The organism is Rhizobium sp. AN68 (assembly GCF_030758035.1).
Lineage (GTDB): Bacteria > Pseudomonadota > Alphaproteobacteria > Rhizobiales > Rhizobiaceae > Agrobacterium > Agrobacterium tumefaciens.
In genome coordinates this window covers 688,161-705,372 of record NZ_JARWMI010000002.1, presented here as the reverse complement: position 1 = coordinate 705,372, position 17,212 = coordinate 688,161, and the positions used below count along the sequence as shown (strand labels likewise).

Annotated in this window: 15 protein-coding genes and 2 pseudogenes; 7 read left to right on the top strand and 10 right to left on the bottom strand. The window is 60.1% G+C overall.

What is annotated here, in order from left to right; genetic code table 11:
- Positions 1 to 7: 7 nt before the first annotated feature.
- The 3 genes and pseudogenes from RBH71_RS06610 to RBH71_RS06600 form a co-directional block, all read right to left on the bottom strand.
- Positions 8 to 1,610 (bottom strand): annotated as a pseudogene (locus RBH71_RS06610) (carboxyl transferase domain-containing protein).
- An 8-nt stretch (positions 1,611 to 1,618) separates the two neighbouring features.
- Positions 1,619 to 2,791 (bottom strand): isovaleryl-CoA dehydrogenase, encoded by a 1,173-nt coding sequence (locus RBH71_RS06605; RefSeq protein ID WP_003511182.1) that lies wholly within the window; start codon positions 2,789 to 2,791, stop codon positions 1,619 to 1,621.
- A gap of 81 nt (positions 2,792 to 2,872) precedes the next feature.
- The gene (locus tag RBH71_RS06600; RefSeq protein ID WP_003500312.1) at positions 2,873 to 3,346 is read right to left on the bottom strand and encodes an Lrp/AsnC family transcriptional regulator; all 474 of its coding nucleotides are present in this window, start codon (positions 3,344 to 3,346) and stop codon (positions 2,873 to 2,875) included.
- A 230-nt stretch (positions 3,347 to 3,576) separates the two neighbouring features.
- On the opposite strand from RBH71_RS06600, the gene RBH71_RS06595 reads away from it, so the two are divergent.
- The 6 genes from RBH71_RS06595 (at position 3,577) to gpmI (ending at position 11,118) form a co-directional block, all read left to right on the top strand.
- Complete coding sequence (locus tag RBH71_RS06595; protein WP_035251565.1) at positions 3,577 to 4,692, top strand: acetyl-CoA C-acyltransferase; 1,116 nt, start codon at positions 3,577 to 3,579, stop codon at positions 4,690 to 4,692.
- 12 nt (positions 4,693 to 4,704) lie between these two features.
- Positions 4,705 to 5,832, top strand: a complete 1,128-nt coding sequence (locus tag RBH71_RS06590; protein WP_003511179.1) for an acyl-CoA dehydrogenase family protein — start codon at positions 4,705 to 4,707, stop codon at positions 5,830 to 5,832.
- Between the two features lie 44 nt (positions 5,833 to 5,876).
- Positions 5,877 to 7,115: a 3-methyl-2-oxobutanoate dehydrogenase (2-methylpropanoyl-transferring) subunit alpha gene (locus RBH71_RS06585; RefSeq protein ID WP_003511177.1), complete on the top strand. Its 1,239-nt coding sequence runs from the start codon at positions 5,877 to 5,879 to the stop codon at positions 7,113 to 7,115.
- Positions 7,116 to 7,118: 3 nt separating this feature from the next.
- The gene (locus RBH71_RS06580; protein ID WP_111802646.1) at positions 7,119 to 8,132 is read left to right on the top strand and encodes an alpha-ketoacid dehydrogenase subunit beta; all 1,014 of its coding nucleotides are present in this window, start codon (positions 7,119 to 7,121) and stop codon (positions 8,130 to 8,132) included.
- A gap of 2 nt (positions 8,133 to 8,134) precedes the next feature.
- Complete coding sequence (locus RBH71_RS06575; protein WP_003511175.1) at positions 8,135 to 9,388, top strand: dihydrolipoamide acetyltransferase family protein; 1,254 nt, start codon at positions 8,135 to 8,137, stop codon at positions 9,386 to 9,388.
- 212 nt (positions 9,389 to 9,600) lie between these two features.
- On the top strand, positions 9,601 to 11,118 hold the full coding sequence (gene gpmI / locus RBH71_RS06570) for a 2,3-bisphosphoglycerate-independent phosphoglycerate mutase (RefSeq protein WP_111801080.1): 1,518 nt from the start codon (positions 9,601 to 9,603) through the stop codon (positions 11,116 to 11,118).
- Positions 11,119 to 11,178: 60 nt separating this feature from the next.
- Here gpmI and RBH71_RS06565 read toward each other — a convergent pair whose 3' ends face one another.
- The 7 genes and pseudogenes from RBH71_RS06565 to RBH71_RS06535 all read right to left on the bottom strand — a co-directional run bounded on the left by RBH71_RS06565 (position 11,179) and on the right by RBH71_RS06535 (position 15,996).
- Positions 11,179 to 11,613 carry a YeeE/YedE family protein gene (locus tag RBH71_RS06565; RefSeq protein WP_003511173.1) on the bottom strand — a complete coding sequence of 145 codons (435 nt, stop codon included), beginning with the start codon at positions 11,611 to 11,613 and terminating at the stop codon, positions 11,179 to 11,181.
- The gene (locus tag RBH71_RS06560) at positions 11,610 to 12,017 is read right to left on the bottom strand and encodes a YeeE/YedE family protein (RefSeq protein ID WP_111802645.1); all 408 of its coding nucleotides are present in this window, start codon (positions 12,015 to 12,017) and stop codon (positions 11,610 to 11,612) included. Before RBH71_RS06560 ends, RBH71_RS06565 begins: the two co-directional genes overlap by 4 nt.
- Positions 12,014 to 12,367 (bottom strand): sulfite-sensing transcriptional repressor BigR, encoded by a 354-nt coding sequence (gene bigR / locus RBH71_RS06555; protein ID WP_003511171.1) that lies wholly within the window; start codon positions 12,365 to 12,367, stop codon positions 12,014 to 12,016. The genes RBH71_RS06560 and bigR overlap by 4 nt, the downstream gene beginning before the upstream one ends.
- Positions 12,361 to 13,656 carry a bifunctional sulfur transferase/dioxygenase Blh gene (blh, locus tag RBH71_RS06550; RefSeq protein ID WP_111802644.1) on the bottom strand — a complete coding sequence of 432 codons (1,296 nt, stop codon included), beginning with the start codon at positions 13,654 to 13,656 and terminating at the stop codon, positions 12,361 to 12,363. The genes bigR and blh overlap by 7 nt, the downstream gene beginning before the upstream one ends.
- Positions 13,657 to 13,849: 193 nt before the next feature.
- Positions 13,850 to 14,335, bottom strand: a complete 486-nt coding sequence (locus RBH71_RS06545; RefSeq protein ID WP_111802643.1) for a hypothetical protein — start codon at positions 14,333 to 14,335, stop codon at positions 13,850 to 13,852.
- A gap of 13 nt (positions 14,336 to 14,348) precedes the next feature.
- A pseudogene (locus RBH71_RS06540) lies at positions 14,349 to 15,141 on the bottom strand (SDR family NAD(P)-dependent oxidoreductase).
- A gap of 27 nt (positions 15,142 to 15,168) precedes the next feature.
- Positions 15,169 to 15,996 carry an alpha/beta fold hydrolase gene (locus RBH71_RS06535; protein WP_111802641.1) on the bottom strand — a complete coding sequence of 276 codons (828 nt, stop codon included), beginning with the start codon at positions 15,994 to 15,996 and terminating at the stop codon, positions 15,169 to 15,171.
- A 129-nt stretch (positions 15,997 to 16,125) separates the two neighbouring features.
- Here RBH71_RS06535 and RBH71_RS06530 point away from each other — a divergent pair, with 129 nt between their 5' ends.
- Positions 16,126 to 17,112: a GlxA family transcriptional regulator gene (locus tag RBH71_RS06530; RefSeq protein WP_112155764.1), complete on the top strand. Its 987-nt coding sequence runs from the start codon at positions 16,126 to 16,128 to the stop codon at positions 17,110 to 17,112.
- The last annotated feature ends 100 nt before the right edge of the window (positions 17,113 to 17,212 follow it).

Sequence of the window (17,212 nt, the reverse complement as noted above, 5' to 3'; positions counted from 1 at the left end):
CGTCGCCTCACATCCTGAATATGCCGAAACGGGTGGGTTCAATCGGCGCGTTCAGCGCGGCCGACAGGCCAAGGCCGAGCACGAGGCGGGTGTCCTTCGGGTCGATGATGCCATCGTCCCACAGCCTTGCACTGGCATAATAGGGGTGACCTTCCCGCTCGTATTTTTCCCGGATCGGCTGTTTGAACGCCTCCTCGCCCTCCTTGGACCAGTGGCGGCCATCCGCCTCGATGCCGTCGCGCCGGATTTGCGCCAGAACGGATGCCGCCTGCTCGCCGCCCATGACGGAAATGCGCGCATTCGGCCACATCCACAAGAAGCGCGGCGAATAGGCGCGCCCGCACATGCCGTAATTGCCCGCACCGAAGGAGCCGCCGATAATGACGGTGAATTTCGGCACTTTAGCCGATGCAACGGCCGTAACGAGCTTGGCGCCATCCTTCGCGATACCATCAGCCTCATAGGCCTTGCCGACCATGAAGCCGGTGATGTTCTGCAGGAAAACCAGGGGAATGCCGCGCTGGCAGCAGAGTTCAATGAAATGCGTGCCCTTCAGCGCCGATTCCGAAAACAGAATGCCGTTATTGGCGACGATGCCGACGGGATAACCGTGGATATGGGCGAAACCGCACACAAGCGTCGTGCCGTAAAGCGCCTTGAACTCGTCGAATTCGGAACCATCCACCAGACGCGCGATGATCTCGCGCACCTCGAAAGGCTTGCGCGTATCGGTGGGCACGATGCCGTAAAGCTCCTCCGATGGATAAAGCGGTTCTGCGGGTTCGCGAATATCCAGCTCCACGCGTTTGCGGCGATTGAGGGTGGAGACGATCCTTCGGGTCAGCGAAAGCGCGTGGCGGTCATCGTGGGCATAGTGATCAGTCACGCCGGATTGCCGCGAATGCACATCCGCGCCACCCAGTTCTTCCGCACTCACCACTTCGCCCGTTGCGGCCTTCACCAGCGGCGGGCCGCCGAGGAAGATCGTGCCCTGATTTTTGACGATCACGGACTGGTCGCTCATAGCAGGCACATAGGCCCCGCCAGCCGTACAGCTTCCCATCACCACGGCGATCTGGGCGATGCCTGCCGCCGACATATTGGCCTGATTGTAAAAGATGCGGCCGAAATGATCGCGGTCCGGAAAAACCTCGTCCTGATTGGGAAGGTTCGCACCGCCGGAATCGACCAGATAAATGCAGGGCAGGTGGTTGTCGGCAGCGATCTCTTGCGCGCGCAGATGTTTCTTGACCGTCAGCGGATAATAGGTGCCGCCTTTCACCGTCGCGTCATTGGCCACGATGACGCATTCACGGCCTGCGACCCGACCGATGCCGGTGACGATGCCGGCGGCCGGAACGGGTTCGTCGTAGACCTCGTATGCTGCGAATTGCGAGAATTCGAGAAACGGACTGCCGGGATCGAGCAGTGCCTCTATCCGGTCGCGCGCAAGCAATTTGCCGCGTGACAGATGCCGTTCGCGCGCCTTGTCGCCGCCGCCCTTGGAGATTTTTTTCGACATGCTGCCGCAGGTCATCCACCAGGCCCGACATGAAGGTGACGTTGGCGGAAAAGGTGGGATCGCGGTTCAGACTGGATGTAAGCTTCATCGCATTCCTCACCCGTTGCCTTTGACCAGTTCGCGGCCGATCAGCATCCGGCGGATTTCGCTGGTGCCCGCGCCGATTTCATAAAGCTTGGCGTCCCGAAGCAGCCGCCCGGCCGGACTTTCATTGACATAGCCGGAACCGCCGAGAAGCTGGATCGCATCCAGTGCAACTCGCGTCGCCCGCTCGGCGGCAAACAGGATCGCACCTGCCGCATCCTGCCTTGTGATGCGGCCATTGTCGCAGGCGCGCGCCACGGCATAGACATAAGCGCGGGAGGCGTTCATGGCCGAATAGATATCGGCAAGCTTTCCCTGCACCAGCTGGAATTCGCCGATCGGCTTGCCGAATTGCTTGCGCTCGCGCGCATAGGGCAGCACCAGATCGATAGCCGCCTGCATGATACCAACAGGGCCGGCAGCCAGAACGGCGCGTTCGTAATCAAGCCCGCTCATCAATACCGTCACGCCGTCGTTCAAACGCCCGAGGATGTTTTCCTCCGGTACCTCGCAATCCGTAAACACCAGTTCGGAGGTGGGTGAGCCGCGCATGCCAAGCTTGTCGAGTTTTTGTGCGGGGCGAAAACCCTTGAAGCTTTTCTCGATCAGAAAGGCCGTGATGCCACGCGCACCGGCGGACATGTCCGTCTTGGCATAGACAACCAGCGTGTCTGCCTCGTGACCGTTGGTGATCCACATCTTTGTGCCGTTCAGCACATAGACATCGCCCTTACGTTCCGCCTTCAGCCGCATCGAGACGACATCCGAGCCGGCCTCCGTCTCGCTCATTGCAAGCGAACCGACATGCTCGCCCGACACCAGCTTCGGCAGATATCGCCGCTTCTGCTCTTCCGTTCCCCAGCGATGAATCTGGTTGATGCAGAGGTTGGAATGGGCGCCAAAGGACAGGCCGATGGACGCGGAAGCGCGGCTTATCTCCTCCATCGCCACGCAATGAGCGAGATAGCCCATGTCAGCACCGCCGAATTCCTCCGAAACGGTAATGCCGTGCAGACCGAGTTCACCCATCCGCGGCCAGAGCTGGCGCGGAAACTGATCGTTGCGATCGATTTCTGCGGCGAGCGGCGCTATTTCATCGTCGGCGAATGCTCTTGCGCTGTCGCGCAATGCTGCGATTTCCGGGCCGAGATCGGCATCGAAAATGGCGGCGAGGTTCAAACTCATCGCGTCTCCTCCTCCGGACGGCCTTTTATCTCCGTCCCTCTCGTCAGCGGCCAGCACCTCCTCCGTGCTGGCAACTCTCATTTATGGCGCGTCACCTCCGGTGAAGGCGGCGGAACGGCGCACGAATGTCTTGATGGCGAAATTGGACTGGATGCGCGACACACCGGGAACCGTGGTCAGGAAATCCAGAAGCTGCTGATAATGCGGTAGATCCCGCACCATGGCATGAATGAGATAGTCGGAACTGCCGCTCGTCTGGTAGCCGCCCACCACTTCCGGAATGGAGGCGACATGGTGCTCGAACGTCGTCAGCGCTTCCTTGATCTGCCGTTCCAGCGTGACGGAAATGAAGACGCCCATATTGCCGAGCAACCGGTTCTCATCGAACACGGCGGTATAACCGCGAATGATGCCTTCTTCTTCCAGCTTGCGCACGCGGCGCAGTGTCGGCGTGAAGGAAAGCCCGATCCGGGCCGCCAGATCGCGCCAGCTCACACGCCCGTCATCGCCAAGCACATGGAGAATCTTCTGGTCGAAACTGTCGAGCTCAATCATGGATCATTTGCTCTATGATATGACTAATTGTTGGATCAAAGATATCGCCAATCAAAAAACTGTCAATCAAAATAGCTTTGAAATGAATTCGAGATAGTGATAGCGTTCACGTCAGTCGCGGTCTGGAGGAGATTGCGATGACGGTCGTTCTCTCGGTGGGAGGATGACCAAGGGAGGTGAATTTGGCTGTGCATGACCCTGTCGTTATCGTCGGGGCCGCCCGTACTGCTATGGGTGGGTTCCAGGGCGAATTCAAATCGGTGGCGGCGTCCGATCTCGGGGCGGCGGCGATCCGCGCGGCCGTCGAACGGGCTGCAATTTCTTCCGCTGACATTGACGATGTGCTGATGGGCTGCGTGCTCTCAGCCGGGCAGGGACAGGCTCCTGCCAGACAGGCAGCGATAGCCGCCGCCATTCCCAACTCGGTTGGCGCAACAACGATCAACAAGATGTGTGGCTCGGGCATGAAAGCGATCATGCTGGCACATGACCAGCTTGCGGCGGGAAGCTCTTCCATCGTGCTTGCAGGTGGCATGGAAAGCATGAGCAACGCCCCCTATCTGCTGGACCGCGCCCGCAACGGCTATCGTCTTGGCCACGGAAAGCTCACCGACCACATGTTTCTCGACGGCCTCGAAGACGCCTATGATAAGGGCAGATTGATGGGGGCTTTCGCTGAAGATTGCGCTGAAGCCTACCAATTCACTCGCGCGATGCAGGATGATTTTGCGCTCGCCTCACTGGAACGGGCACGACGCGCCATAGAGGAAGGTGCGTTCGAAGCGGAAATCGCGCCTGTTGGCGATGATGGCGTGGACGAGTTGCCGGGGAAGGCAAAGCCGGAAAAGATACCGCAGCTGAAGCCCGCCTTTCGCGACGGCGGAACGGTGACGGCGGCGAATTCCAGTTCTATCTCGGATGGTGCAGCCGCTCTCGTTCTCACGCGCCGTTCCGAAGCGGAAAGACGAGGCCTTTCACCGCTGGCGACCATTATCGGTCAGGCATCCCATGCGGATGCACCCGCCAGATATCCGACGGCTCCCATCGGCGCGATGACAAAGCTGTTCGAAAAAACCGGCTGGTCGGCGAAGGATGTCGATCTGTTCGAAATCAACGAGGCTTTCGCGGTTGTGGTGATGGCGGCCATGCGTGATCTCGATCTGCCACATGAGAAGGTGAATGTGCATGGCGGCGCCTGCGCGCTCGGCCATCCCATCGGGGCTTCCGGTGCACGCATCGTCGTCACGTTGCTGGCCGCTTTGCAGCGTCACGGACTGAAACGCGGCGTTGCCGCCGTCTGCATCGGCGGCGGCGAGGCGACTGCGCTTGCGGTCGAGCGGCACTGAAGGGAGGCGGAGATGATCCTGAACGAAGCTCAGCAACAGATCAGGGACATGGCCCGCGATTTCGCCCGCGAGCGGCTCGCCCCCGGCGCTTCCGCGCGCGACCGGGAAAGCCGGTTCCCGAAAGACGAGCTGAAAGAAATGGGTGAACTCGGCTTTCTCGGCATGCTGGTCTCGGAGGACTATGGCGGGTCGGAAACCGGTGCTGTCGCCTACGCCCTGGCGCTGGAGGAAATCGCTGCCGGTGACGGCGCCTGTTCCACCATCATGAGCGTCCACAATTCGGTTGGCTGCGTGCCGATCCTGAAATTCGGCACGGAAGAGCAGAAGCAGCGTTTCCTCCCCAAACTCGCCTCCGGCGAATGGATCGGCGGTTTTGCGCTGACCGAACCGCAGGCCGGCTCCGACGCCTCCAATCTGAAGACAAAAGCGCGGCGCGATGGCGACCGCTATATCATCGACGGCGCAAAACAGTTCATCACGTCGGGCAAGAATGGCGATGTCGTCATCGTCTTCGCCGTCACCGATCCTGCTGCTGGCAAAAAAGGTATCACGGCCTTCATCGTGCCGACAGATACGCCCGGTTACGAGGTAATCAGGGTCGAGGAAAAACTCGGTCTGCATTCTTCGGATACCTGCCAGATTGCCTTTACCGACATGGCGGTCCCAGCCGAATTGCGGCTCGGTGAAGAGGGGCAGGGGTATCGCATCGCGCTCGCCAATCTGGAAGGCGGTCGTATCGGCATTGCCGCACAGGCGGTTGGCATGGCGCAGGCGGCTTTCGAGGCGGCGCGGGATTATGCCCGCGAGCGCAAGGCCTTCGGGCAAGCCATCATCGAGCATCAGGCCGTGGCGTTCAGGCTTGCGGATATGGCAACGCGCATAACGGCGGCGCGGCAACTGGTGCTGCATGCGGCGGCGCTGAAGGAAGCGGGCGAGCCCTGCCTTTCGGAGGCCTCGATGGCAAAGCTCTTTGCCTCGGAAATGGCGGAGCGTGTCTGCTCGGACGCCATCCAGATTCACGGCGGTTACGGCTACATGGCGGATTATCCGGTGGAGCGGATCTATCGCGATGTACGCATCTGCCAGATTTACGAGGGAACCAGCGATGTCCAGCGCATGGTCATCGCGCGAAACCTCTGAAAATTGTTTCGTCGTCTGGAGGAGATGGCGATGGGAGGAGTAGAATGGATATTACCGAAACCACGCATCTCAGCCTGCATGTTCCCGAACCAGCGGTGCGGCCAGGCGACCAGCCGGATTTCTCCAATGTGAAGATACCCAAGGCCGGCTCCGTGCCACGCCCGGAGGTGGACGCAGCACCTGAAGACATGCGCGATCTGGCCTATTCCATCATCCGCGTCCTCAATCATCAGGGTGAGGCTGTCGGCCCGTGGGCCGGGCTGCTTTCGGATGAGGATTTGCTCGTCGGCCTGAAGAACATGATGCGGCTGCGGGCTTTCGATGCCCGCATGCTGATGGCACAGCGGCAGGGCAAGACCTCCTTTTACATGCAGCATCTGGGTGAGGAAGCGGTCAGTTGCGCCTTCCGCAAGGCGCTCTCCAAAGGCGACATGAATTTCCCGACCTACCGGCAGGCGGGTCTGCTGATCGCCGACGATTACCCGCTCGTCACCATGATGAACCAGATCTATTCCAACGAACTGGACCCGCTGCATGGGCGGCAATTGCCGGTTCTTTACTCCTCGAAGGAGCATGGCTTCTTCACCGTGTCGGGCAATCTTGCCACGCAATATGTGCAGGCGGTCGGCTGGGCGATGGCATCTGCCATCAAGGGCGATACGAAGATCGCGGCAGCATGGATCGGTGACGGCTCAACGGCGGAATCGGATTTCCACTCGGCGCTCGTCTTCGCCTCCACCTACAAGGCGCCGGTCATCCTCAACATCGTCAACAACCAATGGGCCATTTCCACCTTTCAGGGCATCGCGCGTGGTGGCTCCGGCACTTTTGCCGCGCGGGGTTTGGGCTTCGGCATTCCGGCGCTCCGGGTCGACGGCAACGATTATCTCGCCGTTTATGCCGTGGCACGCTGGGCGGTGGAGCGGGCGCGGCGCAATCTCGGACCGACGCTGATCGAATATGTGACCTACCGTGTCGGCGCGCATTCCACTTCCGACGATCCGAGCGCCTATCGCCCCAAGACCGAGTCCGAGGCATGGCCACTGGGTGACCCGGTTCTGCGGTTGAAGAAACATCTCATCCTGCGCGGCGTCTGGTCGGAGGAGCGGCACCGGCAGGCGGAAGCGGAAATTGCCGACGAGGTGCTTGAGGCGCAGCGTGAGGCGGAAAGCCACGGTACGCTGCATGAGGGCCGCAAGCCGCCAAAGAAGGATATTTTCGAGGGCGTTTACGCCGAGATGCCGCCGCATCTCGCCCGCCAGCGCCAGAAGGCAGGGTGGTGAGACATGACAAGAATGACGATGATCGAAGCCGTCCGCAGCGCCATGGATGTGTCCATGGAGCGCAGTGACGATGTGGTGGTATTCGGCGAGGATGTGGGCTATTTCGGCGGCGTGTTTCGTGCGACGCAGGGCTTGCAGAGCAAACATGGCAAGACCCGCTGTTTCGACGCGCCGATCAGCGAATCCGGCATTGTCGGCACGGCCATCGGCATGGCCGCTTATGGCCTGCGCCCCTGTGTCGAAATCCAGTTCGCGGATTACATGTACCCGGCTTATGACCAGATCACCCAGGAAGCGGCGCGCATTCGTTATCGCTCCAATGGCGATTTCACCTGCCCCATAGTCTTGCGCATGCCGACCGGCGGCGGCATTTTTGGCGGGCAGACGCATAGTCAGAGCCCGGAGGCGCTTTTTACCCATGTCTGCGGGCTAAAGGTGGTGGTTCCCTCCAATCCTTACGACGCCAAGGGGTTGCTTATCGCCTCGATCGAAGACCCGGATCCGGTGATGTTTCTGGAGCCGAAGCGGCTCTATAACGGTCCCTTCGACGGCCATCACGACCGGCCGGTAACGCCATGGTCGAAGCACGAAATGGGCGAGGTGCCGGAAGGGCATTACACCATTCCGATCGGCAAGGCCGAAATCCGCCGCGCCGGGCAGGATGTCACTGTCATCGCTTACGGCACCATGGTGCATGTTGCGCTCGCCGCAGCGGAAGAAACGGGCGTGGATGCCGAGATCATCGATCTGCGCAGCCTTTTGCCACTCGACCTGGACACCATCGTGAAGTCCGTTGCCAAGACCGGTCGCTGCGTCATGGTGCATGAGGCGACGCTCACGTCAGGCTTCGGTGCGGAGGTCGTTTCGCTGGTACAGGAACACTGCTTCTATCATCTGGAAGCACCGGTCGTCCGTGTGGCTGGTTGGGATACGCCTTATCCCCACGCGCAGGAGTGGGATTATTTTCCGGGGCCGGCCCGCGTCGGGCGCGCCCTCGTCGAAGTCATGGAGGCCTGAAGATGGCGGAATTTGTTATCACTATGCCCGATGTCGGCGAAGGTGTGGCGGAAGCCGAACTGGTGGAATGGAACGTCAAACCCGGCGATTCCGTGCACGAGGATATGGTGCTGGCCGCTGTGATGACCGACAAGGCGACGGTTGAAATCCCCTCGCCGGTTGCGGGCATCGTCACATGGTTGGCAGCGGAGGTGGGTGATACGGTGGCGGTTAAGGCACCGCTGGTGCGCATCGAAACCAATGCCTCCGCTGTTGCTGCTGCCCCCGCGGATGTGACCGAGCCGGAAGCGCCATCCGACATGACGGAAGAGCCGCCAGCGGCTGAAATCCAGCCCGCCCGCGAAATACAGGATGCGCCGCCTTCCCCTGAGGTGGAACACCATAAACCTCTGGCGTCGCCAGCCGTTCGCCAGCGCGCCGACGATCTCGATATCGATCTCGGACAAGTGAGGGGAACAGGGCCGGACGGGCATATCACCCACGCCGATCTCGATACATTTCTGACCGCACGGTCGCAATCTGAGCGGCCCGCTGCGCCGATAGCTTCCCGCGATAGCGCTGTCGAAGAGGTGAAGGTGACAGGGCTTAGGCGCAAGATCGCCGAGAAGATGACGCTTTCCGTCTCCCGCATTCCCCACATCACCTATGTCGAGGAAATCGACGTGACCGATCTGGAGGATTTGCGCACGACCATGAATGGCAACCGCCGGTCAGGACAGCCGAAACTGACGATCCTGCCGTTCCTGATGCGCGCACTTGTGAAAACGGTCGCCGATCATTCCGGCATGAATGCCACCTTCGATGACGAAAAAGGGGTCGTCAGTCACTACGAAGCGGTGCATATCGGCATAGCCACGCAGACATCTACGGGGCTGATGGTCCCGGTCGTTCGCCACACGGAAGCGCTCGGCCTTTGGGAGTGTGCTGCTGAAGTTGTGCGCGTGGCCGAGGCGGCGCGCACCGGCGCCGCGCAACGGGACGAGTTGACGGGGTCCACCATCACCATCAGCTCGCTTGGCCCCCTTGGCGGTATCGTTTCGACGCCCATCATCAATCACCCGGAGGTGGCGATCATCGGCGTGAACAAGATCGTGACGCGACCGGTCTGGGATGGCAGCGGTTTCGTGCCGCGCAAGATGATGAACCTCTCCTCCAGTTTCGATCACCGGGTCGTCGACGGCTGGGATGCCGCCGTCTTCATTCAGGCTATCAAGGCGCTGCTGGAAAAGCCGGCGCTGATCTTCATCGACGGCTGAGCTTCGTTCGAAAAGGATTTTCTTCCGTGAAGCACTTCAGCTTCACGGAACTGTTTCGGTGTCGGTATAGGCTTGCGTTCGCCATCTTCGAGTATAGAAGAGAAAGAACGAGAAGCGTGTTTTCTCATCATGATCATAGTGGCGGACGGGGGCGCTCCGGTGCCCAGCGCTTCGCTGTTCGTCGGCAACCGAATGAAGAAGAAGGTCCTTTCATGAGCACTCCCAAACCCGTTGTCCTGACTATTCTCGATGGCTGGGGACTGAGCGAGGACACGTCCAGCAATGCGCCAGTACTGGCAAACACGCCCACCATGGATCGGCTTTTCGCCACCTGCCCGAATGCGCGGCTGACCACCTTCGGCCCGAATGTCGGCCTGCCCACCGGGCAAATGGGCAATTCGGAAGTTGGACACACCAATATCGGCGCCGGTCGCATCGTCGCCATGGATCTTGGCCAGATCGATCTGGCTATCGAAGACGGCAGCTTTTTCAGGAATGCTGCGATGCTCGATTTCGCCGCCAAGGTGAAGGCTGCGGGCGGCGTGGCGCATGTGATGTGCGTCGTTTCCGATGGCGGCGTTCACGGCCACATCGTCCACGGTCGGGCGGCGGTGAAGCTGCTGACCGATCTGGGTTTGAAGGTCGTCGTGCACGCCATCACCGATGGTCGCGATGTCGCGCCGCAGTCCGCAGAGGGCTTCGTCGCCGCATTTGCGGCAAGCCTGCCGGAAGGCGCCAGCATCGGCACGGTGATCGGCCGTTATTATGCGATGGACCGCGATAATCGCTGGGAGCGTGTTGAAAAGGCCTATGACGCCATGGTTCTCGGCCGGGGCGAACATGCGCCGGACGCGGTGAGCGCCGTTGCCGCAAGCTACAAAAATGATGTTACGGACGAATTCATCCTGCCAACGGTCATCGGTGGTTACGAAGGCTTCAAATCCGGCGACGGTCTCTTCTGCCTGAATTTCCGTGCCGACCGCGCTCGTGAAATCCTGCTTGCCATCGGTGCGGACGATTTCGACGGGTTCGTGCGTGAAAAGCCAGTGCTTTCGGCGCTGCTTGGAATGGTGGAATATTCCACCAAACATGCGACCTTCATGACGACGGCTTACCCTAAGCGCGATATCGAAAATACGTTGGGTGCCTGGGTTGCCAAGCAGGGTCTGCGGCAGTTTCGTCTGGCCGAGACGGAAAAATATCCGCATGTCACTTTCTTCCTGAATGGTGGCAAGGAAGAACCTGAAGTGGGCGAAGACCGCTTCATGCCGAAGTCTCCCAAGGTTGCGACCTACGATCTGCAGCCGGAAATGAGCGCGCCTGAGGTGACGGAGAAATTCGTCGAGGCGATCGGCAAGGGTTACGATCTCATCGTCACCAATTACGCCAATCCCGACATGGTGGGCCATACCGGCGATCTGCAAGCCGCGATCAAGGCTTGCGAAGCCGTGGACCGGGGGCTCGCCTCAGTCGTTGCCGCTCTGGAAAAGGTTGGCGGCGCCATGCTGGTGATTGCCGACCACGGTAATTGTGAAACCATGGTCGACCCGGTAACCGGTGGCCCGCACACCGCGCACACCACCAATCCGGTGCCGGTGATCCTGTTCGGCGGACCTGAAGGCGCGAAGCTGCATGACGGTATCCTTGCCGATGTCGCTCCCACGCTGCTGCAATTGATGAATGTGCCGCTGCCTGCGGAAATGACGGGCAAAAGCCTGATCGACCTGTAATCCGGCGACGATGCGCGAGAGCATGCTGCTCTCGCGCATGTCCAGGCCAGGCGGAAATGCCTACCGTTTGGCGTAGATTCGGTCGTGAACGAGCATGCCGGCGATCATGGCGCAAACGAAGAGAATGACCGGTATTAGGCCGAGAGCAAGCGCCGATATTGCCGGGCCGGGGCAGAAACCGGCAAACCCCCAGCCTGCGCCGAAAATAGCCGAGCCCACAACCAACGGCGCGTCGACCCGAGTTTTGGCGGCAAGGTGAAATTCCGCACTGAGAACTGGTTTGGCAAGGAAACGGCACAACAGAACGCCCGGCACGGCGACCAAAACCGCACCGCCGAGAACGAACATCAGGCTCGGATCCCAATGGCCGCTTGCCACGTCGAGAAAGCCTGAAACGCGGGCAGGATCGATCATGCCGGACAGGGAGAGGCCAAATCCGAACAGTGCCCCGGCCGCAAGTGCCACCACGAAACGCGCCATGACCTGATTTTTCATGACGGCGCTCCGGTTATCGTCGCGGCAAGGATACCGGTGATCAGGAAGATGGTAGTGGCGGTGATGGAGCGCCGGGAAAATCGCGCAAGACCCATGATGCCATGGCCGGATGTGCAGCCGGATCCCATGCGCGTACCGAACCCCACCAGCAGCCCAGCAATGACGATCAGCGGCCAGGGTGCAGATATGGTGAGCGCGGGAAAGCGGCCGAATGCGGCGGCGTAAAGATAGGGGCCTGTCAGCAAACCTGCGACGAAGGCCACATCCGTCAAGCGCCGTTCCTTGCCGAGCACATTGCCCAGGATGCCGCTGATACCGGCGATGCGGCCGTTAAAGAGAAACAGAAGAATACTCGCGAGGCCGAGCAGCATACCGCCGAATAGAGAGGGCCAATAGGCTGTCACGGGTTTTCCTCCGGCGCACAGAAGATGGTATAGAGAGCCTCGATCAGCTGCGCCGCTTTTTCCTCGGTTAACCGGTAGAAGATCTGTTTGGCCTCGCGCCGCGTTTCAACAACGCCTGCCTCACGCAAAACCCCAAGTTGCTGGGAAAGTGTGGGCTGGCGGATATCCAGCTTGGCTTCCAGCTCGCCAACAGAAAACTCCCCCTGCGCCAGCGTGCAGGCGAGCATCAGCCGCGCGGGATGGGCAAGTGTCTTCAAGAGTATGGCGACCTCGACTGCGCGTTCCTCCATCTCGGCAAGCGGGATTTCGGTGATATCAGGTATCTGTTTCCGCATGTTTTCCTTTACCATGTGCTGCCCCCCAGCACGTCAAGCGGGAACTTCAGATAACGTTTGCCATTGGCCTCCGGCTCAGGCAGGCGCCCGCCACGGATATTGACCTGCAAGGCGTGCAGAATGAGCTTCGGCATCGGCAAGGTGCGATCCCGCGCCTCGCGCAGCTGGATGAAGCCTTCCTCTGTCATGCCAGCCAGATGCGGATTGCCGCGTTTCTGTTCTCCAACAGTGCTTTCCCATTTGGGCGCGCGGCCACCGGGTTGATAGTCGTGGCCTGTGAAAAGCCGCGTTTCGTCGGGAAGGGCGAGGATGTCCTGAATGGATGCCCAGAGTTCTCTGGCGCTGCCGCCTGGAAAATCGGCGCGCGCCGTGCCGGAATCAGGCATGAAAAGAGTGTCATGCACGAATGCGGCGTCGCCCACCACGTAGGTTACGGAGGCGAGCGTATGTCCGGGTGAAAACAGCACGCGAGCTTCCAGCGAGCCGATGGTGAACCGGTCTCCCGCTTCAAACAGCCGGTCCCATTGCGAGCCGTCTGTTTCAAGATCGGGCCAGTTATATTTCTCCTGCCACAGCCGCTGCACACCGGTGACCTTGGCGCCGATTGCCGTTTTCGCGCCGGTTCTTTGGCTGAGATAGTGGGCGGCGGAAAAATGGTCGGCATGCGGATGCGTGTCCAGAACCCATTCCACCGACAGGCCTTGCTCCTTGACATAGGCCAGAATGGCATCGGCATTCACCGTGCCGGTGGCCCCCGATTTCTCGTCGAAATCGTAGACCGGATCGATGATGGCGCAGCGCCGGGTTGCGGAGTCGGAAACGACATATTGCACGCTCGATGTGCTCGGATCGAAGAAAGCCTTGACGTGCGGCTTTGCCGCAGCCTGCCGCTCCAGCCAGCGGACGGCGCCGGAAAGATCGAAACCATGCTGTTGGCCGAAAGTCGCGATCTCGCTTTGTTTCATGCGCCCGTCCAGCGCTTCGCCAAGCACATAGAGGGTCAGCGCTCGCGCTCCACCCTTGCAATGGGCAAATACGGGGCCTTTTGCCTCGGTCATCGTCTGCTGAAAGGCACGAATATCGGCTTCGGTAATAGTCGGGCCATTGACCGGAATGAAACTGTAGGCAAGACCCGCAGCATTGGCGGCGCTTTTTTCATGTTCATTGCCCGGCTGGCCGGGCTCTTCGCCATCCGGCCGGGCATTGATGATGCTTTTGTAGCCCTGATCGGAAAGCGATGAAAAGTCGGAGATATCCGGCTGGTCTGCGACCGTCAGACGTTCGTTGATCCTCACGGCACTCATCGGTTTCTCCTGTTGTTCTAAATTAATATACGTTATCATATAATGTATATTGTTCGGCGGCAACAGACGGAAGAGAAAATTTCAGAGGCGGCGATTTCCTGTGTTCGCGACGAAATCACAAGCTCGCCCGAAGGGGATCGAGCAAGTGTGCTTTTCCGGGAAGCCCGCAGGTGAGTGTGGGCGGGGGCTGGCTTCAGGCTAAAAGCTTGCGGCGCGTCGCTTTCCAGCCAAGACAGATTGCCGCAACAAGCAGGGCGAGTTGGGCGACAAGGAATGGTGGTTCGTTGCCGTTCGGAGCCAGTGCGTTCAGTGCCTCGACCTTGAGAAAGGACTGAACGATCAGCACGAACATATTCAGATAAAGGCCCATCGTGGCGGTGATCGAATAAACAGTTCTCGCCCTGCCATTGAGACCGTATCCGTAAAGCGCGACCAGCGCGACCGCCAGAATGATGGTCGAGATGATGCCGACGCCGAGTGCCGGTGTGAAGTTGCCGATTGGAAACAGGAAGCCGGTGAGCGTTGTGGCGAGCGTGGTGACGAGAAACAGCGCCATCATGCGCGGCATCCATCGCCCTGCCGCATAAGCGGGCAGGGCGATCAATCCGGTCACGATGCCTACGAGGCTCAAGGCAACGTGCAATGTCGTGAATTGGGGAATGGTCAGTCCGAGGATCATGATGCGTCTCCCTCTATTCAGTTTGGGTTGCACCATACCGGCTGGCGGCATGTGCATGCGATAGATTGGGCCTCAATGCAGCGCGGGCCGCAAGGAATTTTTTCAAGGTCTGCCGTATCCGGCAGGGAAGGAATGGTCAGCGTCTCGCCCAGATCAAGACCGGCCAGGGCTGCATCCACCATCTCGTGAGCATCCATGACCATGGCGGCGGGAATGGCGTCGAGACGTTCCTCTTCCCAGATGGCCGTGCGGGTGATGCCGGGCAGGACACCCTGAACCCGAACGCCGGAAGGGGAAAGCTGCGCGTGCAGCGCCTCGGTGAAGGCAAGCACAAAGACTTTGGTCGCCGGATAAACGGCGGTAAATGCCGCCGGCATCAAGGCCGTGACCGAGGTGATATTGATGATCGTGCCCTTTCCATCTGCTGCAAGACGCGGTGCGATCGCCGCTGCAAGCCGGGTGACGGCAAGGATATTGAGATTGATCATCGTCGTGACATGGGCCGGGTCCAGTTCCGTGATAGCGCCGTCTCCGGCAATACCGGCATTGTTGACGAGACCGGTGATCCGCCGGTCCTCGCGCAGCCGTGCCTCTACCCTTTCGAGGTCTTCCGCCCGTGAAAGGTCTGCTGCCAGAACCTCGACAGCGATCTGGTGATCCTTTTCCAGCCGCTCGGCCAGCGTCTTAAGCTTTTCGGCGCGTCGCGCCACGAGGATAAGATCGTAGCCGCGTTTTGCCAGGCGCTCGGCATAAACAGCGCCAATGCCATCGGACGCGCCGGTGATGAGAAACGTATTCTGTGTCATGTCCCGTGTTTCCTTTGTCTGGTGGTTTCAGGCGTTGATGAAAGCAAGAAGGTCGGCGTTGAACCGGTCCTGATGGGTCTGTGTCAGTCCATGGTCGGCGCCCTCATAGACCTTGAGGGTCGCATGTTTGACGATCTTGACCGTGGAGAGCGCCGAAGCGCCGATCGGCACGATCTGGTCGTCGTCGCCGTGCAGTACGAGCGTTGGCTTGTCGAAAGACTTCAGGTCCTGATGGAAATCGCTTTCCGAAAAGGCGCGGATGCTGTCTAGCTGGCCCTTGAGGCCGCCCATCATGCCCTGCCGCCAGAACTCGTCGCGAATACCTTCAGAAATCACAGCACCTTCACGGTTGTAGCCGTAGAAAGGAATGGTCAGATCCCTGAAGAACTGGCTGCGATTGTCGTAGGTACCCTTGCGGATGCCGTCGAAAACATCGATCGGCAGGCCGATGGCATTGCTTTCCGTCTTCAGCATCAGCGGCGGTACTGCGCCGATGAGGGCGATCCTGGCGACGCGGGCCGTACCATGGCGGCCAATATAGCGCGTTACCTCGCCGCCGCCGGTGGAATGGCCGACGAGAATGATGTCGTGAAGATCGAGCTGTTCGATCAGCTCGGCCAGATCGTCAGCATATTGATCCATGGTGTTGTTGTGCCAGACTTGGTCGGAGCGGCCGTGGCTGCGGCGATCATGGGCAATGGTGCGGAAACCGTTATTGGCAAAGAATACCATCTGCGCGTCCCATGCATCGGCACTGAGCGGCCAGCCGTGGGAAAAGATGATGGGCTGGCCGTCTTTCGAACCCCAGTCCTTGTAGAAGATGTGCGTTCCGTCTCTGGTGACTATCGTTGTCATGGCTCTCTCTCCTGTTGCGGGTGGTTTGCTTGCGTCCTGTGGGAATAGAGATACTCTGGAGACAGCCGGGGCTGGATTGGCGCTTCTGACAGAAAACGAGCCGAAACTGACAAAACGGGGATGTGGGGCATGGCGGGTGTTGCGGGAAGTGCGCTGGAAGTCGGTTTGGTTCTCTACCGGGACTGTCAGGTCGCCATGGTGCACGGCATCACCGATCTTTTTGCCATCGCGTCGGTCTTCTCAGAGGATCGTGGTGGGCCGAAACTGCGCGTCAGCCACTGGAGCATGAGTGAGGGCGGTGAGTTTTCCCGTTGTCATGACACCGAGCCGGGCAGGGAGGGGCATCCCGATATCTTCGTCGTACCCGGCCGGCTGACCGGGCCAGCCGAAATCGATGAGGCTGCGCCCTATGCCCGCTGGCTGCTGGACCGGCATGCGCAGGGCGCGACGCTGGCCGCCAGTTGCGGCGGTTCCTTCATCATCGCTGCGACAGGTCTTCTGGCCGGCCGCCCCGCCACGACCCACTGGCTGTTTGCGGAACGGTTTCGCGAGCGCTTTCCCGATATCCGCCTGGAGATAGACAAGATCGTCATCGAAGACGGAGATATCATCACGGCGGGTGGGCTGATGGCATGGACCGATCTTGGTCTGCGCATTGTTGACCGGCTGCTTGGGCCTTCGGTGATGATCGAGACCGGTAAGTTCCTGCTGATCGACCCCTCCGGTCGGGAACAGCGACATTACAGCAGTTTTGCGCCGCGGCTGACGCATGGCGACGAGCCGATCCTGAAGGTGCAGCACTGGCTGCAGGCGCGCGCCGGGCGGGCGACCAGTGTCTCCGATATGGCCGCACATGCCGGGCTGGAGGAGCGAACCTTCCTTCGCCGCTTCAAGGCCGCCACCGGTATGAAGCCTATCGAATATGTCCAGCATCTTCGTGTTGGCAAGGCGCGGGAACTGCTGGAATTCACCCGTCGTTCGGTAGACCAGATCGCCTGGTCGGTGGGATACGAGGATGCCGCTGCCTTCCGTCGTGTATTTCACCGTATTCTCGGCCTCTCGCCGGGCGAGTACAGAAACCGCTTTTCCAGCGGTTCGGCCATGGTGGCCGCCTGAGGGCAAATCCCGCTGTTGCGACATTGCCGCTTCGCAACGAGGTTGGTGCGAGAAGCGCGGCCCTTGCAATGTGGCGGGTGTTTGCTAACATGCCAGACAA